Genomic DNA, 17615 nt, shown 5'->3' with positions numbered 1-17615 from the left:
CTCACAGACCCCGCTCCACCACGAACGTCACGCCGTCACCGAGGTCCACCGTCTCGCCGGGCGCGACGACGCTCGGCTCACCCGGGTGCAGCCGGCGCGCGCCCTCGCCCGGCCGCGAGACGTGCACGCCGTTGGTCGAGTGCAGGTCGGTGACCAGCACGTGGTCGCCCTCGGCCCGCACCTCGGCGTGCGTGCGCGAGATGTCCTGCTGCGGGCTCGGCACCGCGACCAGGCGCGGCAGCTCGCGGTTGGTCACGCGCGCGACCTGCGGTGCGCGTCCGAGCAGGACCGTGCGGTCCAGCGTCACGTCCAGGCCCGTCGAGAGCACGATGCGTGCCGCGGGGTGCTCGGGCGTCGCCGTCGTCGGCACCGCGAACGGTCCCGGGGTCGCGCCCTCGTCGGGCCACTGCGCGGCCCAGGCGGGCAGCTGCTCGCGGATCTGGGCCAGGTCGGAGGACAGGATGGTCATGCCGTCGTGGTCGTCGGGCGAGGCGGGACCCACGAGCGTGCGCACGTCGTCGACCGTCGACTCGACCTCGGCCGGCACGTCGCCGAGCGGGACGAGCCCTGCGGGCGCGCCGTCCTCGGGAGCGGCGTGCAGCAGCGCGTCGTCCGCACGGTCCGGCACGAGCGACAGGAACGGCGCCGCGGGCTCCACGGGCTCGTGCGGCAGCGGGACGTCGGCGACCGGCTCCTTGACGAGCAGCGGGGCGGTCGCCGGCTCGGCGGGCGGGGCGTCCTCGGGCTCGGCCGCCGGGAGGTTCTCGGCGCGTGCGTCGGCCGGCACGACGACGAGCGGGTCGGTCAGCGGGTCAGCCTGCGGCGCGCCGAGCGGCTCGGCGGAGGTGCCCGCGGGCGCGTCGGCCACGAGCGGTGCGGGGGGTGCGGGCGGTGCGGTCGCCTCGGCCGGCACGGGCACGCTCACGGGCTCGTCGAGCGGGGGCGCGGCGACGAGCGGCGGGTACGCGACGGGCGCGTCGTCGTGCCGCACCTCGGCGTCCTGCGACGTGCCCGGGTCCGGCTCGGGTGCGTCGGCCACGACCAGGCGCACGGCACCCGCCGTGACGACGCCGTCCGCCAGCGGGCGCGCCGCGTCGTCGTCCTCCGCGTCGGACGAGGTCGCAGCCGAGGCGTCCGCGACCACGCTCAGCCGCAGCACGTCGTCGACCACCTGCTCCGACCACGTGCCGACGTCGCCCGAGCGCACGACGCGCGTGCCGTCCGCGGTCGAGACGTGCACCGCGACGTCGCCGCGCAGCGCGAGGTGCGCGCGCCCGCCGTCGACGTGCACGAGCGCGAACGACGGCAGACCCGCGAACCCGTCGTGCGCGATCACGCCCAGGCAGGCGACGAGACCGTCGTCGGCGGCGGCCCACAGCCCGCGGGCCGTACGCGGCGGCGCGAGCGGCGACACGAGCGCCACGAAGCCGGGGCGGACCGCTGCGGTCCACCCGCCGGGCAGGTACTCGGCGACGCTCATGGGCTGGCCTCCTGGGATGCGGGGTCGGCGTCCGGGCGGGCGTCCTCGCCACGCGCGGACGGTCGAGCGGAGCGGGGCACGGTCGCGCCGTGCAGCATCTCGTCCCACAGGTGCGGACCGAGGTGCGCGCCCGCGCGCGGGACGGTGATGTGGACGTCGTCGAGAGCCCCGGCCGAGGTCGCGACGTCGACGACCACGGCGCTGACGTTGTCACGTGCGCCGGCCTCGAGCGCGTGGTGCACCAGCTCGTTCGCGGCGTCCTGCGCGTCCGCGACGCGGGCCAGCACACCCGCGATCGCGGCGTCGCCGAGCTCGCGGGTCAGACCGTCGGTGCAGATCAGCAGGCGGTCGGTCAGGCCCGCGGGCAGCAGCCAGTAGTCGGGCTCGGGCTCCTGCCCCGTGCCCAGCGCACGCGTGAGGACGTGCCGCTCGGGATGCGTGGAGGCGTCCGCGGGCTCGATGCGTCCCTGGTCCAGCAGCTCCTGCACCACCGAGTGGTCGACACTGACCTGCTCGAGCACGTCGTCGGCCCAGCGGTACACACGCGAGTCGCCCACGTTGAAGACCAGCCAGTACGACGTGTCGTCGTGCACCGTGACCGCGACGCCCGCCACGGTGGTGCCGCCCTGGCGGCCGCCGGTGAACTCGCCACGGATCCGTGCGGAGGTCCGGGCGAAGCACGAGTGGATGTCGTCGGCCGTCGCGGCGGCCTGCCCCGCGAGCTGCGCGAACTCCTCGACCGCGATGCGGCTCGCCAGGTCGCCCGCGTCGTGCCCGCCCATGCCGTCGGCGACCAGGAACACCGGCGGGTAGGCCAGCAGCGCGTCCTCGTTCACCTCACGGACCAGGCCGCGGTCGGTCGCAGAGCCCCACGAGGTGCGCACCCGGCCCCCCTTCCTGGTCCGGCCGGTCGGCCGTCTCGTCGTTCGTCCCACATGGTGCCTCACGCGTCACCGGGACGGAGGTCGGCGCCCGGTGTACGGGCATTCGTCCGATCGCGTGTGCGCCCGAGGCATCCTAGGCCGTCGCGCGGCCTGCGCCGTGCGACGGGTGCCCTCATATGCCGAGCTGGTACACGCCCCAGTACGCGAGCACGACGAGCAGCACCGACGAGCACACCAGCAGGAGCCCGAGGACGACGACGCGGACGGCACCCGGCGCCGCGGGCACACCCCTGGTGCGGGCGCGGACCACGGCACGGGACAGCAGCACCGCGGCGCCCACCACGGCGATGCCCAGCAGCCGCACCGCGACCCAGCCGCCCTGCACCACCCACGCGTTGTGCTCGTACTCGAGCGCGAGCCGCGCGATCGCGAAGATGTACCAGACCAGCGCGACGACGGTCGCGACCGCCCCCACCCCGAGCGCGGTGGCCCACCGCACGACTCCCCCGGCGAACCGCGGTGCACCGGCAGGGGCGGGGACCCCCGTCCGGCGCACCGTCAGCGTGCGCACGCCACGGGCGACGCCGCCGACCATGCCCGCGAGCACGATGCCCGCGATCGCCGCGATCGTGATGAGCGCGACCACGTCCCCGTTGTGCAGCCACCGCGGCTCGGGCACGGGCATCGCCAGGTACTGCTGCTCGGGCTGGTCGCCCGCGATCTTCGGCTCGGCGTGCGCCGTCGCGGGCAGCCCCACGACCCAGCCGGTCATGTCCCGCAGGAACGCGGGCACGATCTGCTCGTCGACCTTGATGCCGTGCGTCGCACCCGCGTAGTAGCGCACGGTCACCGCGCCGTTGCCCGCGATCGCGGTGTCCCGGATCACCTGCTCGGCACCCTGCACGATCGGCATCGACGCGTCGCCCGTGCCGTAGACCATGAGCACGGGCTGCGACATGCGGCGCTGGTAGGAGGTGACGTCGAAGTCGACGTACTCGAACCCGCCCCCCGGGATGGCCATGCCCACGGCACGCGGGATCGCCCGGAACACGCCGTGCGGCACCCCCGTGTTGCGCAGGTAGCTGTCCGCGGCGAACGCCGCCTGCTCGCGCGGCGGCACCACGGGCGCCGAGACCAGCACGACGAACGCGAGCCGCTCGTCCGCGGCGGCCATCACGGGCGCGATCCACGCGCCCTCGCTCTCGGCGTAGACGCCCACGCGGTCGGGGTCGACGGTCGGCAGCGACCGCACGAGCTCGACCGAGCGCTGGTAGTCGCGCGCCATCCCCACGTAGTCGCGGTACCGCGCGCTGTACGTGTCCAGGCGCTTGTCCGGCACGAGCGTCACCACGCCCGCGGTCGCGAGCGCACGCGCCTGCTCGACGAACGCCTCGGTGTAGGAGCCCGTGCCCGCGCCGTGCAGGAACACCACGCCCGGTCCGGGCGGCGCACCCACGGGCTCGTTGACCTGCGCGCGCACCGTCGCACCGTCGAGCTGCACCGTGACCACGCGCGTGCGCACGTCGTACGTGGGCAGCGCGGGCGCCGAGCCGATCGCGGTGTCGCGCGAGGAGACCACGAGCGGGTCGGTCAGCGGGACCGGGTCCCACTGCGGGCCCATGAGCGCGCCGAGCGCGGCGAGCACCACGATGCCCAGCACGGTGCTGGCGAGCACGCGGTAGCCGCCGCTCAGGTGGTGCTCACGTGCGTCCCGCCGGGGGGCGCCGACGCCTGGGGCGGTGGCGTCGGTGGCGGGCGCGGGGCGGGTCACCGTCATCAGAAGCCGAGGCGGCCGAGCTGCTTGGGGTCGCGCTGCCAGTCCTTGGCCACCTTGACGTGCAGGTCCAGGTAGACGCGCGCGCCGAGCAGCGCCTCGATGCCGCGGCGCGCCTCGCTGCCGACGTCGCGCAGACGCGCGCCGCCCCGGCCGATCACGATGGCCTTCTGGCTGTCGCGCTCGACGAACAGGTGCACGCGCACGTCGAGCATGGGCGTGCCGTCGGCCGCGGCGCGCTCACGCGGCACGATCTCGTCGACCACCACCGCGAGCGAGTGCGGCAGCTCGTCCCGCACGCCCTCGAGCGCGGCCTCGCGCACCAGCTCCGCGACCATGACCTCCTCGGGCTCGTCCGTCAGCTCGCCCTCGGGGTACAGCGCGGGGCCCGGCGGCAGGTGCCCGACGAGCACGTCCGCGAGCAGCTCGACCTGGTAGCCGTCCACGGCCGAGACGGGGACGATGTCCGCCCACTCGCCGAGCGCCTGCACCGCGAGCAGCTGCTCGGCGAGGCGCTGGCGCGAGACGGTGTCGGACTTGGTGACCACGGCCACCACGGGCGTGCCGCGGCCGTCGCGGTGCATGTCCGCGAGCTGCTCGGCGATGAACCGGTCCCCCGGGCCGACCTTCTGGTCGGCCGGCAGGCAGAAGCCCACCACGTCGACCTCGCTCAGCGTGTCCTTGACGAGCCCGTTGAGGCGCTCTCCCAGCAGCGTCCGGGGCCGGTGCAGGCCCGGGGTGTCCACGAGCACCAGCTGCGCGTCCGGGCGGTGCACGATGCCGCGGATGGTGTGCCGCGTGGTCTGCGGCCGGCCCGACGTGATGGCGACCTTCTGCCCGACGAGCGCGTTGGTGAGCGTCGACTTGCCCGCGTTCGGGCGTCCGACGAAGCACGCGAACCCCGATCGGAACGGGCCGTCGGCCGGGGGCTGCGGGTGCGTCATCAGGTGGCTCCGTGCTCGTCGTCGTCGAGGGCGTCGTCGTCACCGGGCTCCACCCGGGTGACGAGGACGGTCGCCAGGCGGCGTCGGCGGCCCTCCACGCGTTCCGCGACGAGGCGCAGCCCGTGGATCTCGCCCACGGAGCCCGGCAGGGGAACCTTACCGAGCGCCTTGGCCAGCAGGCCGCCGGCGGAGTCCACGTCCTCGTCGTCGACCGCGAGGCCGAACAGCTCGCCGAGCTCGTCGCGGCCCAGGCGCGCGGGCACGCGGAACGTGCCGTCGCCCAGGTCCTCGACCTGCGGCGCGCTCGGGTCGTGCTCGTCGGTGAGCTCGCCGACGATCTCCTCGAGCACGTCCTCGATCGTCACGAGGCCCGCGATGCCGCCGTACTCGTCGACCACCATCGCCAGGTGCGACGAGCCCTCCTGCAGCTCGCGCAGCAGCTCGTCGACCGGCTTCGACTCCGGCACGAACACCGCGGGCCGCGCGATGCTCGACGCGGGGGCGTCGAGCGCGTCGTCGTCCTCGGCACCCGGCGTGGTCGGCACGCGCCGCACCACGTCCTTGAGGTACAGCACGCCGCGCAGGTCGTCGACCGAGTCGCCCACCACGGGCACGCGGGAGAACCCGGAGCGCAGCAGCAGCGCGAGCGCCTTGCGCAGCGGCGTGTCGACGTCCGTGGTGACCATGTCCGTCCGCGGGACCATGACCTCCCGCGTGAGCGTGTCACCCAGCTCGAACACCGAGCGGAACAGCTCGCGCTCGTCGTCCTCGATCGCCTCCGACTCGCTCACGCGCTGCACCATGTCCCGCAGCTCGTCCTCGTCCTGCTCGGTGGGACCGCCCGCGGGCGCACGGCGCGCGACCGGGCCGGCCAGCCGCGTCACCACCGTGAGCGGCGCCGCGAGCAGCGTGAGGGTCCGCACCGGGTTGCGTCGGCCCAGCGTGCGCGGGCTGACGCGGACCAGCAGGAACGCGACACCCACGCACAGCGCCACCGCGCCGAGCAGCACACCCCACCACGGCAGGTCCCCGGACGCGACGACGATCGTCAGGCACACGGTCGCGACCATCTCCGCGAGCAGCCGGAAGAACGCGGCGGCCGCGGCGACGCGGCGCGGGTGCTCGACCAGACGGCGCACGCGCTCGGCCGCGGGGTGCCGCTGCGCGACCAGCTCGGTCACGGCCGCGCGCGTGACGCGCAGCACCGCGACCTCTCCCGCGGACACCACGCCCGCGGCTGCGGTGCCGAGCACCGCGACGACGACGAGGAGCGCGACCGGGACGTCGGTCACCGGCCCGCCAGGAACGTCAGCAGCAGCCGCCGCTGCAGCGCGAACATCTCCTTCTCCTCCTCGGGCTCGGCGTGGTCGAAGCCCAGCAGGTGCAGGATCCCGTGCGTCGTGAGCAGCAGGAGCTCCTCGACCGTCGAGTGCCCCGCGGTGACGGCCTGCTGCGCGGCGACCTCCGGGCACAGGACCACGTCACCGAGCAGGCCGGCGGGCGTGACCTCGCCGTCCCGGCCCGGGCGCAGCTCGTCCATCGGGAACGAGAGCACGTCGGTCGGGCCCGGCTCGTCCATCCACTTCACGTGCAGCTCGGTCATGACCTCCGTGCCGACGAGCATGATCGACAGGTCCGTCTGCGGGTGCACGTGCATCTCGTCGAGCACGTACCGCGCGAGCGCGGCGAACTCCGCCTCGTCGACCTCGAACCCCGACTCGTTGTTGACCTCGATGCTCATCGGCGGCCCGTGCTCCCGTCCTCGTCCCAGCGCGCGTACGCGTCGATGATGGCGCTGACCAGGCGGTGCCGGACGACGTCCGACGAGGTCAGCCGGCAGAACGCGACGTCGTCGACGTCCGCCAGGATGCGTTCCACGACGCGCAGGCCCGACGTGGTGCCGGACGGCAGGTCCACCTGCGTCACGTCGCCCGTGACCACCACACGGCTGCCGAAGCCCAGGCGCGTGAGGAACATCTTCATCTGCTCCACGGACGTGTTCTGCGCCTCGTCCAGGATGATGAACGAGTCGTTGAGCGTCCGGCCGCGCATGTACGCCAGCGGGGCGACCTCGATGGTGCCCGCCTCGAGCAGCCGCGGGATGGACTCGGGGTCCACCATGTCGTGCAGCGCGTCGTACAGCGGACGCAGGTACGGGTCGATCTTCTCCGCGAGCGTCCCGGGCAGGAAGCCCAGCCGCTCCCCCGCCTCGACCGCGGGGCGCGTCAGGACGATCCGGCTGACCTTGTGGTCGTTGAGCGCCTGCACGGCCTTGGCCATCGCCAGGTACGTCTTGCCGGTGCCCGCGGGACCGATGCCGAACGTCACGGTGTGCCGGTCGATCGCGTCGACGTACTCCTTCTGCCCGGACGTCTTGGGCCGGATGGTGCGGCCGCGCGTGGACAGGATGTTGAACGTGAGGATGTCCGCGGGCCGCGCGTGCGAGCCGGCGGTCAGCATCGCGACGGTGCGGCGCACCACGTCGGGCGTCAGGGGCGTGCCCGCGGCCGTCATCTCCACGAGCTCCTCGACGAGCCGCGCGACGAGCGCGACGTCGCCCGCCGGGCCCGCGAGCCGGACCTCGTTGCCCCGCACGTGCACGTCGACGCCCGCGAAGCCCGCCTCGATCTCGCGCAGCACCTCGTCGCGCAGCCCGAGCAGCTCGACCATCGACACGTCGCCCGGCACCGAGATGAGGTGCTCCACGCGGGCGGGTGGCGGCGTGGGCCCGGTGGCCGTGCGTGCCGGCGCGCTCGTCGCGCCGCGTGCAGGGGTCCCCGTGGGGGTCGTCTCGGCCATGTGCTCGGCGTGCGCCGTGGCTCCTTCGTGGATCGGTCTCGACGGTCGGTGGTCCGTCCCGCCGATCCTACGTGCCGGGGCCACGCCTTTCCCGGCCGCGCCCGGCGCGCGGTCCGGGGGCCAGCAGACGACGATGGACGCGAGGGCGGACGTTGGTCCTGGGAGCTTGTCCACGATCCGGGACAACACTGGGGAGACCGACCGGGCAACGGGGCCCGGTCGTTCGCATGGAGGTGCGCCGTGGTGGGTTACGTGTGGGACTTCAGCGAAGGCGACAAGGACGCCAAGGACCTCCTGGGCGGCAAGGGGGCCGGTCTCGCGGAGATGACCCGCCTGGGCCTGCCGGTGCCGCCGGGGTTCACGATCACGACGCAGGCGTGCCGCGAGTACATGCGGGACGGGCACGTGCCGGCCGAGCTGCGGGTCGAGGTCACCATGGCGATGCGCCGCCTCGAGGACGCGATGCAACGGCACTTCGGCGACCCGGCCGACCCGCTGCTCGTCTCGGTCCGCTCGGGGGCCAAGTTCTCCATGCCGGGCATGATGGAGACCGTCCTGGACGTGGGGCTCAACGACCTCACGGTGCACGGCCTCGCGTCGTTCACCGGTGACGAGCGGTTCGCGTGGGACTCCTACCGCCGCCTCATCCAGATGTTCGGCCGGACGGTGCTCGGCATCGCGGGCGAGGAGTTCTCCGACGCGCTCGACAAGGCCAAGGCCGCCCGCGGCGTGGCGACCGACGTCGAGCTCGGCACCGACGACCTGCGCGACCTCGTGGGCGCGTACAAGGCGATCGTGCACGAGCAGACCGGCCGGGACTTCCCGCAGTCGCCGCGCGAGCAGCTCGACCTGGCGATCTCGGCGGTGTTCGACTCCTGGAACACCGAACGTGCGCGGCTGTACCGGCGCAAGGAGCGCATCGCCGACGACCTGGGCACCGCGGTCAACGTGTGCGCGATGGTGTTCGGCAACCTGGGCCCCACCTCGGGCACGGGCGTCGCGTTCACACGCGACCCCGCGACCGGCCGCTCGGGCGTCTACGGCGACTACCTGGCCAACGCGCAGGGCGAGGACGTGGTCGCGGGCATCCGGAACACCTCGGGCCTGACCGAGCTCGAACGTCTGGACCCCGAGGCGTACGGCGAGCTCCGGCGTGCGATGCGCCGCCTCGAGACGCACTACCGCGACCTGTGCGACATCGAGTTCACGGTCGAGCGCGGCCGGCTCTGGATGCTGCAGACCCGCGTGGGCAAGCGCACCGCACCGGCGGCGTTCCGCGTGGCCGTCCAGCTGGTCGACGAGCACCTCATCACGCTCGACGAGGCGCTCGACCGCGTCACGGGCGCGCAGCTCTCGCAGCTGCTGTTCCCGCAGTTCGACGCGGACGCGGACCGCGACCTGCTCGCGCGCGGCATGGCCGCGTCACCGGGCGCGGCCGTGGGCATGGCGGTGTTCGACTCGACGACCGCGCAGGCCTGGGCCGCCGAGGGCAAGGACGTGATCCTGGTCCGCCGCGAGACCAACCCCGACGACCTGGGCGGCATGATCGCCGCGCAGGGCGTGCTGACGGCGCGCGGCGGCAAGACGTCGCACGCCGCGGTCGTCGCGCGTGGCATGGGCCGCACGTGCGTGGTCGGCGCCGAGTCGATCGAGGTGGACCCCGTGGCACGCCGCATGCACGCCGCGGGCCGCACGGTGCACGAGGGCGAGGTCATCGCGATCGACGGCACCACGGGTCAGGTGTTCCTGGGCGCCGTCCCCGTCAAGCCGTCGCCGGTCAGCTGCTACCTCGACGAGGGCCTGGAGGCCGCGCTCGCCCAGGCCGACGACGACGAGACGCGCGAGCTCGTCGTCGCGGTCGACCGCCTGCTCACGCACGCGGACGACGTGCGCCGGCTGCGCGTCCGGGCCAACGCCGACACGCCGCAGGACGCGGCGCGCGCCCGCCGGCTCGGCGCGCAGGGCATCGGACTGTGCCGCACCGAGCACATGTTCCTCGGGGAGCGCCGCGTGCTGGTCGAGCGCGTGGTGCTGGCCGCGGACGACGGCGAGCGGCAGGCCGCGCTCGACGCGCTCCTGCCGGTGCAGCGCGAGGACTTCGTGGGCCTGCTGCACGAGATGGACGGCCTGCCCACCACCATCCGGCTGCTCGACCCGCCGCTGCACGAGTTCCTCCCGGACCTGACCGAGCTGTCGGTCAAGGTCGCGCTCGCCGCCGCGCGCGGTGAGGAGGACCCGCACGACGTCACGCTGCTGGGTGCGGTCCGCCGCATGCACGAGGCCAACCCGATGCTGGGCCTGCGCGGCGTGCGGCTGGGCCTGGTGATCCCCGGGCTCTTCGCGTTGCAGATCCGGGCGGTGTGCGAGGCGACCGCTCGCCTGCTCGCGCAGGGCGCGTCGCCGCGGCCCGAGATCATGGTGCCGCTGGTCGGCTCGGTGCAGGAGCTGCGCCTGGTCCGCGAGGAGGCGCTGCGCATCATGGCCGAGGTGAGCCAGGAGACCGGGCAGCAGCTCGACCTCCCGGTGGGCTGCATGATCGAGCTGCCGCGTGCGGCGCTCACCGCGGACCGCCTGGCCGGCGAGGCGCAGTTCTTCTCGTTCGGCACGAACGACCTCACGCAGACCACGTGGGGCTTCTCACGCGACGACGTCGAGGGCGCGTTCTTCGCGCAGTACACCGCCAACGGCGTGCTCGCGGTGTCGCCGTTCGAGACCGTCGACGTGCGCGGTGTGGGCCGCCTGGTCAAGATCGCGGTCGAGGAGGGCCGCGCAGCCCGGCCCGACCTGCACCTGGGCGTGTGCGGCGAGCACGGCGGCGACCCGGAGTCGATCCGGTTCTTCCACCAGGCCGGGCTCGACTACGTCTCCTGCTCCCCGTTCCGCGTGCCGGTGGCCCGCCTCGAGGCCGGCCGCGCGGCGGTGAGCTCGCTGGCGGACACCCGCTGAGGTGCCCGAGCGGCGCCGGTCCGGGAGGTCGTGCTCACGGACCGGCGCCGCGGTCACATCCGGCGCAGGGTGCGGTGTCAGGACCAGCGGGACAGGCGGGTCGCCAGGAGCGCGAGCGCCACGGGTCCCGCGGTGGACGTGCGCAGCACGTGCGGGCCGAGCCGCACCGGGTGCGCGCCCGCCTGCGTCAGACGGGCGAGCTCGTCGTCGCCGATGCCACCCTCCGGGCCGACGACGACGAGCACGTCGCCCGCGGCGGGCAACGGGGCGTCGGCGAGCGGCGTCGTCGCCTCCTCGTGCAGCACGAGGACCGCTCCCCCGCCGGCCACCACGTCGGCGGTCCGCGCCGCGAGCGCGCGCGAGTCGAGCGCCGTCTCGACGTCGGGGACCCACGCGCGGCGCGCCTGCTTGGCAGCCGTGCGCACCGTGCCGAGCCAGCGCTGCCGCGACCGGGCGGCACGCTCGCCGCGCCACACCACGACCGAGCGCTCCGCCTGCCACGGCACCACGCCGTCCACGCCCACCTCGGTCGCGGCCTCGATCGCGAGCTCGTCGCGGTCGCCCTTGGCGAGCGCCTGCACTAGGACCAGCCGGACCTCGGGCTCCGGTTCGCGCAGCACGTGCTCGGCGCGCAGCAGCACACCCTGCGCGTGCACGTCGGCCACCACGCCGACCAGGCGCACGCCCCGGCCGTCGACCACGTCCACGCGCTCACCCGGACCTCGGCGCTGCACGACACCCGCGTGCCGGCCCTCGGCGCCGTCGAGCAGGAACGTGTCCCCCGCCGCGACGTCGTCGAGCCGCCCCGGCTCGACGACGAACACGGGCGCGGTCATCGACCCGCGAGCTTGTCGCGCAGCTTGCCGAACACGCCCTGGTGGTGCGCGGCCAGCCGCGCGTCGGGACGCTCCTCGCCGCGCAGCGCCGCGAGGCGCCGCAGCAGCTCGGCCTGCTCGTCGTCCAGGTCCGTGGGCACCTCGACGTCGACGTGCACGTGCAGGTCGCCGCGTCCGCCCACGTGCAGGTGCCCGACCCCGAGCCCGCGCAGCGTGACGACCTGCTCGGGCTGCGTGCCCGGGCGCAGGTCGATCTCCTGCGGGCCGTCGAGCGTCTCGAGCGTGAGCACCGTCCCGAGCGCGGCCGCGGTCATGGGCACCGACAGCGTCGCGCGCAGGTCGTCGCCGTCGCGTGTGAACACCTCGTGCCGGCGCTCGCGCACCTCGAGGTACACGTCGCCCGCCGGGCCACCGGCCGGGCCGACCTCGCCCTGGCCCGTGAGCCGGATGCGCGTGCCGGTGTCGACGCCCGCGGGCACGTCCACCGCGAGCGTGCGGCGCGAGCGCACGCGGCCCTCGCCCGCGCACTCGGTGCACGGCTCGGGGATCGTGGTGCCGAACCCGTGGCACGCCGCGCACGGCTGGTTCGTCATGACCTGGCCCAGGAACGAGCGCGCGACGCGCTGGACCATGCCGAGCCCGTGGCACACCTCGCACGTGCGCGGGGACGTGCCCGGCGCGCAGCACGTGCCCGTGCAGGTGGGGCACACCACCGCGGTGTCGACCTGGATCTCGCGGTGCGTGCCGAACGTCACGTCCGCCAGGTCCAGGTCGAGGCGCACCAGCGCGTCCTGGCCGCGGCGCGCGCGCGGGATCGGTCCGCGCTGCGCGGACGCACCCGTGGCCGCGCCGAAGAACGTCTCGAAGATGTCCTGGAACCCGAACCCGCCGCCCATGCCGCCGCCGGGCGAGGACGGGTCGGAGCCCAGGTCGTACTGGCGCCGCTTGTCCGGGTTGCCGAGGACCTCGTACGCACGCGAGACGTCCTTGAACCGCTCCTCGGCCTTCGGGTCGGCGCCCGCGACGTCGGGGTGGTGCTCGCGCGCGAGCTTGCGGTACGCCTTCTTGATCTGCTCGGTCGTGGCGTCACGCGGGACGCCCAGCACCTCGTAGTAGTCGGTCATGCGCTCGCTTTCCTGGCGGGCTCGTCGGGGTCACGCGGCCGTGACCCCCGCGTGGTGCGGGATCGGGTGGTCAGCCCGCAAGGATGCGGGTGAGGTACCGGGCGACGGCGCGCACCGACGCCATCGTGCCCGGGTAGTCCATGCGGAGCGGGCCGATCGCGCCGACGCGGGCGATCGCGCCGCCCTCGTCGCCGTACCCGCTGGTCACGAAGCTCGTCTCGACCAGGCCGTCGTGCCGGGTCTCGCGGCCGATGCGGACCGTGACGGTCGCGGCGTCCTCGGCCATGTCGCTCAGCAGGCGCAGCAGCACCACCTGCTCCTCGAGCGCCTCGAGCACCGGGCCGATGCTGCGCGCGAAGTCCTGGTTGCCCCCACGGGCCAGGTTGGCCGTGCCGGCGAGCACGACGCGCTCCTCGCTCTCCTGCGCGAGCGTCTCGGCCACGACGGCCACGACCTGCCGCAGCAGCGGGCCGTCGTCCACCGCGAGCGTGTCCGCGAGGTCCTCGACGACCGTGCGCAGCTCGGCCAGGCGGCGGCCCGCGACGTGCGCGTTGAGCGTGGTGCGCAGCCGCGTGACGACCTCCTCGTCGACCTCGGCGTCCGCCTCGATCGTCCGCTGCTCGACGCGGCCGGTGTCCGTGATGAGCACCACCAGCAGGTGCCGCGCGCCCACGGGGACGAGCTCGATGTGCCGCAGCGCCGAGCGGCGCAGCGACGGGTACTGCACCACGGCGACCTGGTGCGTCAGCTGCGCGAGCAGGCGCACCGCGCGCGCCACGACGTCGTCCAGGTCCACCGCGTCCTCGAGGAACTGCCCGATCGCGCGCTTCTCGGGCGCCGAGAGCGGCTTCACGGTCGCCAGGCGGTCGACGAACATGCGGTAGCCCTTGTCCGTGGGCACGCGGCCCGCGGACGTGTGGGGCTGGGCGATGTAGCCGCCCTCCTCGAGCGCCGCCATGTCGTTGCGGATCGTCGCGGGCGAGACGCCCAGGTGGTGCCGCTCGACCAGCGCGCGCGAACCCACGGGCTCGCTCGTCTGGACGTAGTCCTCGACGATCGCGCGGAGCACGTCGAGCCGACGGTCGTCGCTCATCCGCTGCCTCCTCATGCCTCGCTGGGTAGCACTCACCCCTGCCGAGTGCCAATCGTACGACGACCGCGCGCAGGCTCGCCGGTCGCCATCGGGCCGGCCCCGCAGGCGTGTCGCGCGAGGCGTCGGTTGCCGCCACCTAGGGTGGCGGACCGCAGGAGACGGCGGACGGATCGGAGACGGGCGGATGGATCGGTACGGGTCGGACGTGCTGGGCGGGGGCCGGGCCGAGCACCACCGGGCGCCGCGGGTCTCGCGCCCGCAGGCGGCCGAGCGCGGTCTCGTCGTCGAGGAGGTCACCACCGGGTGGGTGGGCGCCGTCGTGCGCGTCGAGAAGTCCGGCGGGCAGCACGTGGTCGTGCTCGAGGACAGACGTGGCCGGACGCGCACGTTCCCGCTGGGTCCCGGGTTCTGGGTGGACGGCGAGCCCGTGCTGCTCACCGCGCCCGTCACGACGACCGCGCCCCGCGCACCCGAGCGCACCGCGTCGGGCTCGCGTGCCGTGCACGGCGCGGCCGCGCGCGTGGCCCGCGGCAGCCGCATCTGGGTCGAGGGCCGGCACGACGCCGAGCTCGTCGAGAAGGTCTGGGGCGACGACCTGCGTCTCGAGGGCGTCGTCGTCGAGCTGCTCGACGGCGTCGACCACCTGCTCGACGCCGTGCGGGACTTCGCGCCGGAGCCGGGCCGCCGCGTGGGCGTGCTGGTGGACCACCTGCTGCCCGGCACCAAGGAGTCCCGGATCGCGCAGGAGGCGATGCGCACGGCACCCGCAGGCACCGTCCTGGTGCTGGGTCACCCCTACGTCGACGTCTGGCAGGCGGTACGCCCGCAGCGCGTGGGGCTGACCGCCTGGCCCACGATCGAGCGGGGCACCGAGTGGAAGCACGGGATCCTGCGCGAGCTGGGCTGGCCCGCCGACGACCAGGCCGACGTCGCGCGCGCCTGGAAGAAGATCCTGGGCTCGGTGCGCTCCTACGCCGATCTCGAGCCGGCTCTGCTCGGCCGGGTCGAGGAGCTGATCGACTTCGTCACCGCCTGAGCACGCAGGGCCCCGCACCGAGCGGTGCGGGGCCCTGCGTGACGTCGGCGCGTGGGTCAGGCCGCGACCGGCTCGTGGGTCAGGCGGCGGTAGACGTACGCCTGCGCGAGCAGGCCCACCGGGAGCGCGACGAGCGCACCGATGCCGCACGCGAGCGAGCCCACCGCGTTGGCCACGATCAGGCCGAGGAACGTCAGTCCCGCGGTCGCGAGGTTGTTCTTGACCAGCTCGAACGACGCCTTGACGGCATCCACCGGTCCCAGCCCGCGGTCGATCGCGTAGTACAGCGTGAACTGCAGGAACAGTGCCGCGGCGATTCCGGGCAGGTAGAACAGCGCGCACCCCACCGCGGTGAGGATCGCGACCAGCAGCGACGTCAGCACGACGCCGGGCAGGTTCTTGAACTTGAAGAACGCGTCCGGCGTGAGCGCCTCACCGCGCGCGAGCCGCAGCGCACCCTGCACGAAGCCGGCCTGCATGATCGAGACCAGCAGCACAGCGACGAGCGTCGTGAGCGCGCCGACGAACAGCACCGCGAGGAAGTTCGGCCCCGAGCCCATGCTCACCGTGCCGTCGTCGTGGATGACGATGTCGTCGCTCGTCTTGAGGAAGACCGCCGCCAGGATCACGTACCAGATCACGACCACGACGGCGATCGCGACCACGTACCCGAGGATCGCCAGCAGGATCGGGCTGACGTTCTCGGTGAACTTCTTCCAGCCCCACTTGAAGGCCTCGACCACGTCGACGCCCTGACCCGGTGCGCTGCCGTACGAGGCGGGACCGTAGCCGGGCGGGGGCGGCGGGGTGGCACCGCCGGGAGGCGTGGTGTCGCTCATGGGTCTCCTTCAGTCATGGGACGGATCTCCGACCCGGGCAAAGCGAACCGAAGCGGACGGCCGGTGTCAAGAACTCGTGCAGGACCTGTGGACGCCTGACCCAGTAGCCTGCGTGCAGAGACCGGCACCCGGCCGGCACGCACACGAGGAGAGAGCCATGAGCACGACTCCCCCGCCCGACGACAAGGGCTGGAGCGCGCCCCCGCCCCCCGCGCAGCCGTACGCCGCGGCCGCACCCCCGCTGCGCCCCGACGAGGAGAAGACCTGGGCGCTCCTGGCGCACCTGCTCCCGTTCGTCGCGGGCTTCCTCGCGCCGCTCATCATCTGGCTCGTGTTCAAGGGCCGCGGCGCGTACCTCGAGCACCAGGCCAAGGAGTCGCTCAACTTCCAGATCACGCTGCTCATCGCGTACGTGGTCGGCGGGATCCTGACGTTCGTGCTGATCGGCATCGTCGTGATCTTCGCGGCCGCGATCGCACAGATCGTGTTCCAGATCATGGCGGCCATCGCGGCCAGCAAGTTCGAGTGGTACCGCTACCCGGCGTCGATCCGCTTCATCAAGTAGTCCGCAGCACCCGACGGCCGTCCGCACCGCGGGCGGCCGTCGGCGCGTCTCAGGAGCCGAAGCCCGCGAGCTCACGCACCACGAGGTCGGCCAGCAGCCGACCGCGTCGGGTCAGCAGCAGCCGCCGCTCGGCCAGCAGTGCCCGCCCGTCGACGAGCTCGTCGGCCACCAGACCTGCCACGCGGCGCCGCTCGGCGGACGTCAGGGACTCCAGCGGCATGCCCTGCGCGAGCCGCACGCCCAGCATGAGCCGCTCGAGCGCGGCGCCCTCGGCGTCCACCACCTCGCGGCCCGCCGCGGGGCTGAGGCCTGCCGCGAGCCGCGCGTCGTACGCACGCGGGTGCTTGACGTTCCACCAGCGCACACCGCCCACGTGCGAGTGCGCGCCGGGGCCCACGCCCCACCAGTCGTCGCCGCGCCAGTACGCGAGGTTGTGCCGGCACGCGTGCGCGGGCGTGCGCGCCCAGTTCGACACCTCGTACCAGCCCAGACCCGCACCGGTCAGCAGGTCGTCCGCGAGCTCGTACTTGGCCGCCTGGTCGTCGGCGTCCGGGAGCACGAGCTCGCCACGGCGCACCTGCGCGGCCATGCGCGTGCCCTCCTCGACCACGAGCGCATACGCCGAGACGTGGTCCACACCCGTCGCGAGCGCCGCCTCGAGCGACGTCCGCCAGTCCGCGAGCGACTCGCCCGGCGTGCCGTAGATGAGGTCGAGCGACACCGCCAGGCCCGCGTCGCGCGCCCAGCGCACGACGTCGGGGATGCGCGCCGGGTCGTGCGTGCGCTCGAGGGTGGCCAGCACGTGCGGCACCGCGGACTGCATCCCGAACGACACGCGGGTGAAACCACCCGCCGCGAGCGCCGCGAGCGAGGCGGGCGTCACGGAGTCCGGGTTCGCCTCGGTGGTCACCTCGGCGCCGTCGGCCAGGCCCCACGCGTCGTCGACCGCGCGCAGCATCGCGACGAGGTCGTCGGCCGGCAGCACGGTCGGGGTGCCGCCCCCGACGAAGACCGTCGAGACCGGACGCGCGGGCAGGCCCGCCCCGGTCAGGACCCGTGCGCCCAGCGCGATCTCGCGCACCGCGGTCGCGGCGTACGACGACTGGCTCGCACCGCCCCCGAGCTCGACGGCCGTGTACGTGTTGAAGTCGCAGTACCCGCACCGCACCGTGCAGAACGGCACGTGCAGGTAGACGCCGAACGCGCGGTCCTGCGCGCCCGCGGCGACCGACGGCGGCAGCGCGCCGTCGCTCGGTGCGGCGTCGCCGTCGGGCAGGGCGGGGCTCATGCCCGGC

General features: G+C 74.3%; 15 protein-coding genes. 3 read left to right on the top strand and 12 right to left on the bottom strand.

Features of this window, described 5'->3' with window-relative positions:
- Position 1 precedes the first annotated feature (1 nt).
- The 7 genes from CELGI_RS16395 to CELGI_RS06275 all read right to left on the bottom strand — a co-directional run bounded on the left by CELGI_RS16395 (position 2) and on the right by CELGI_RS06275 (position 7881).
- Positions 2-1480 (bottom strand): FHA domain-containing protein, encoded by a 1479-nt coding sequence (locus CELGI_RS16395; protein WP_013883280.1) that lies wholly within the window; start codon positions 1478-1480, stop codon positions 2-4.
- Entirely contained in the window at positions 1477-2364 is an 888-nt protein-coding gene (locus CELGI_RS06300; RefSeq protein WP_013883279.1) for a PP2C family protein-serine/threonine phosphatase, read from the bottom strand. Before CELGI_RS06300 ends, CELGI_RS16395 begins: the two co-directional genes overlap by 4 nt.
- 172 nt (positions 2365-2536) lie before the next feature.
- Positions 2537-4141 carry an alpha/beta hydrolase family protein gene (locus tag CELGI_RS06295; RefSeq protein ID WP_013883278.1) on the bottom strand — a complete coding sequence of 535 codons (1605 nt, stop codon included), beginning with the start codon at positions 4139-4141 and terminating at the stop codon, positions 2537-2539.
- Complete coding sequence (era, locus tag CELGI_RS06290; protein WP_013883277.1) at positions 4141-5082, bottom strand: GTPase Era; 942 nt, start codon at positions 5080-5082, stop codon at positions 4141-4143. The genes CELGI_RS06295 and era overlap by 1 nt, the downstream gene beginning before the upstream one ends.
- Positions 5082-6374 (bottom strand): hemolysin family protein, encoded by a 1293-nt coding sequence (locus tag CELGI_RS06285; protein ID WP_013883276.1) that lies wholly within the window; start codon positions 6372-6374, stop codon positions 5082-5084. Before CELGI_RS06285 ends, era begins: the two co-directional genes overlap by 1 nt.
- Positions 6371-6823 carry an rRNA maturation RNase YbeY gene (ybeY, locus tag CELGI_RS06280; protein ID WP_013883275.1) on the bottom strand — a complete coding sequence of 151 codons (453 nt, stop codon included), beginning with the start codon at positions 6821-6823 and terminating at the stop codon, positions 6371-6373. Before ybeY ends, CELGI_RS06285 begins: the two co-directional genes overlap by 4 nt.
- Positions 6820-7881: a PhoH family protein gene (locus CELGI_RS06275; protein ID WP_013883274.1), complete on the bottom strand. Its 1062-nt coding sequence runs from the start codon at positions 7879-7881 to the stop codon at positions 6820-6822. Before CELGI_RS06275 ends, ybeY begins: the two co-directional genes overlap by 4 nt.
- A gap of 240 nt (positions 7882-8121) precedes the next feature.
- Here CELGI_RS06275 and ppdK point away from each other — a divergent pair, with 240 nt between their 5' ends.
- Positions 8122-10827 carry a pyruvate, phosphate dikinase gene (gene ppdK / locus CELGI_RS06270; protein ID WP_013883273.1) on the top strand — a complete coding sequence of 902 codons (2706 nt, stop codon included), beginning with the start codon at positions 8122-8124 and terminating at the stop codon, positions 10825-10827.
- 77 nt (positions 10828-10904) lie between these two features.
- Here ppdK and CELGI_RS06265 read toward each other — a convergent pair whose 3' ends face one another.
- From CELGI_RS06265 to hrcA, 3 genes are all read right to left on the bottom strand, one after another.
- Positions 10905-11663: a 16S rRNA (uracil(1498)-N(3))-methyltransferase gene (locus CELGI_RS06265; protein WP_013883272.1), complete on the bottom strand. Its 759-nt coding sequence runs from the start codon at positions 11661-11663 to the stop codon at positions 10905-10907.
- Positions 11660-12787 (bottom strand): molecular chaperone DnaJ, encoded by a 1128-nt coding sequence (dnaJ, locus tag CELGI_RS06260; RefSeq protein ID WP_013883271.1) that lies wholly within the window; start codon positions 12785-12787, stop codon positions 11660-11662. Before dnaJ ends, CELGI_RS06265 begins: the two co-directional genes overlap by 4 nt.
- Before the next feature lie 70 nt (positions 12788-12857).
- Positions 12858-13880 carry a heat-inducible transcriptional repressor HrcA gene (gene hrcA / locus CELGI_RS06255; RefSeq protein ID WP_013883270.1) on the bottom strand — a complete coding sequence of 341 codons (1023 nt, stop codon included), beginning with the start codon at positions 13878-13880 and terminating at the stop codon, positions 12858-12860.
- A gap of 184 nt (positions 13881-14064) precedes the next feature.
- On the opposite strand from hrcA, the gene CELGI_RS06250 reads away from it, so the two are divergent.
- The gene (locus CELGI_RS06250) at positions 14065-14916 is read left to right on the top strand and encodes a DUF3097 domain-containing protein (protein WP_013883269.1); all 852 of its coding nucleotides are present in this window, start codon (positions 14065-14067) and stop codon (positions 14914-14916) included.
- Positions 14917-14972: 56 nt separating this feature from the next.
- Here the strand turns inward: CELGI_RS06250 and CELGI_RS06245 are convergent, their stop codons facing one another.
- A complete protein-coding gene (locus tag CELGI_RS06245; protein ID WP_013883268.1) occupies positions 14973-15755 on the bottom strand; it encodes a hypothetical protein in 783 nt (260 codons plus the stop codon).
- A 157-nt stretch (positions 15756-15912) separates the two neighbouring features.
- Here CELGI_RS06245 and CELGI_RS06240 point away from each other — a divergent pair, with 157 nt between their 5' ends.
- On the top strand, positions 15913-16320 hold the full coding sequence (locus CELGI_RS06240) for a DUF4870 domain-containing protein (RefSeq protein WP_013883267.1): 408 nt from the start codon (positions 15913-15915) through the stop codon (positions 16318-16320).
- A gap of 49 nt (positions 16321-16369) precedes the next feature.
- Here CELGI_RS06240 and hemW read toward each other — a convergent pair whose 3' ends face one another.
- Positions 16370-17608, bottom strand: coding sequence for a radical SAM family heme chaperone HemW (gene hemW / locus CELGI_RS06235; protein ID WP_013883266.1), 1239 nt, complete (start codon positions 17606-17608; stop codon positions 16370-16372).
- Between the last annotated feature and the right edge of the window lie 7 nt (positions 17609-17615).

The sequence above is a fragment of the Cellulomonas gilvus ATCC 13127 genome (assembly GCF_000218545.1).
GTDB lineage: Bacteria > Actinomycetota > Actinomycetes > Actinomycetales > Cellulomonadaceae > Cellulomonas > Cellulomonas gilvus.
This window is presented reverse-complemented; position numbering and strand designations above follow the sequence as displayed.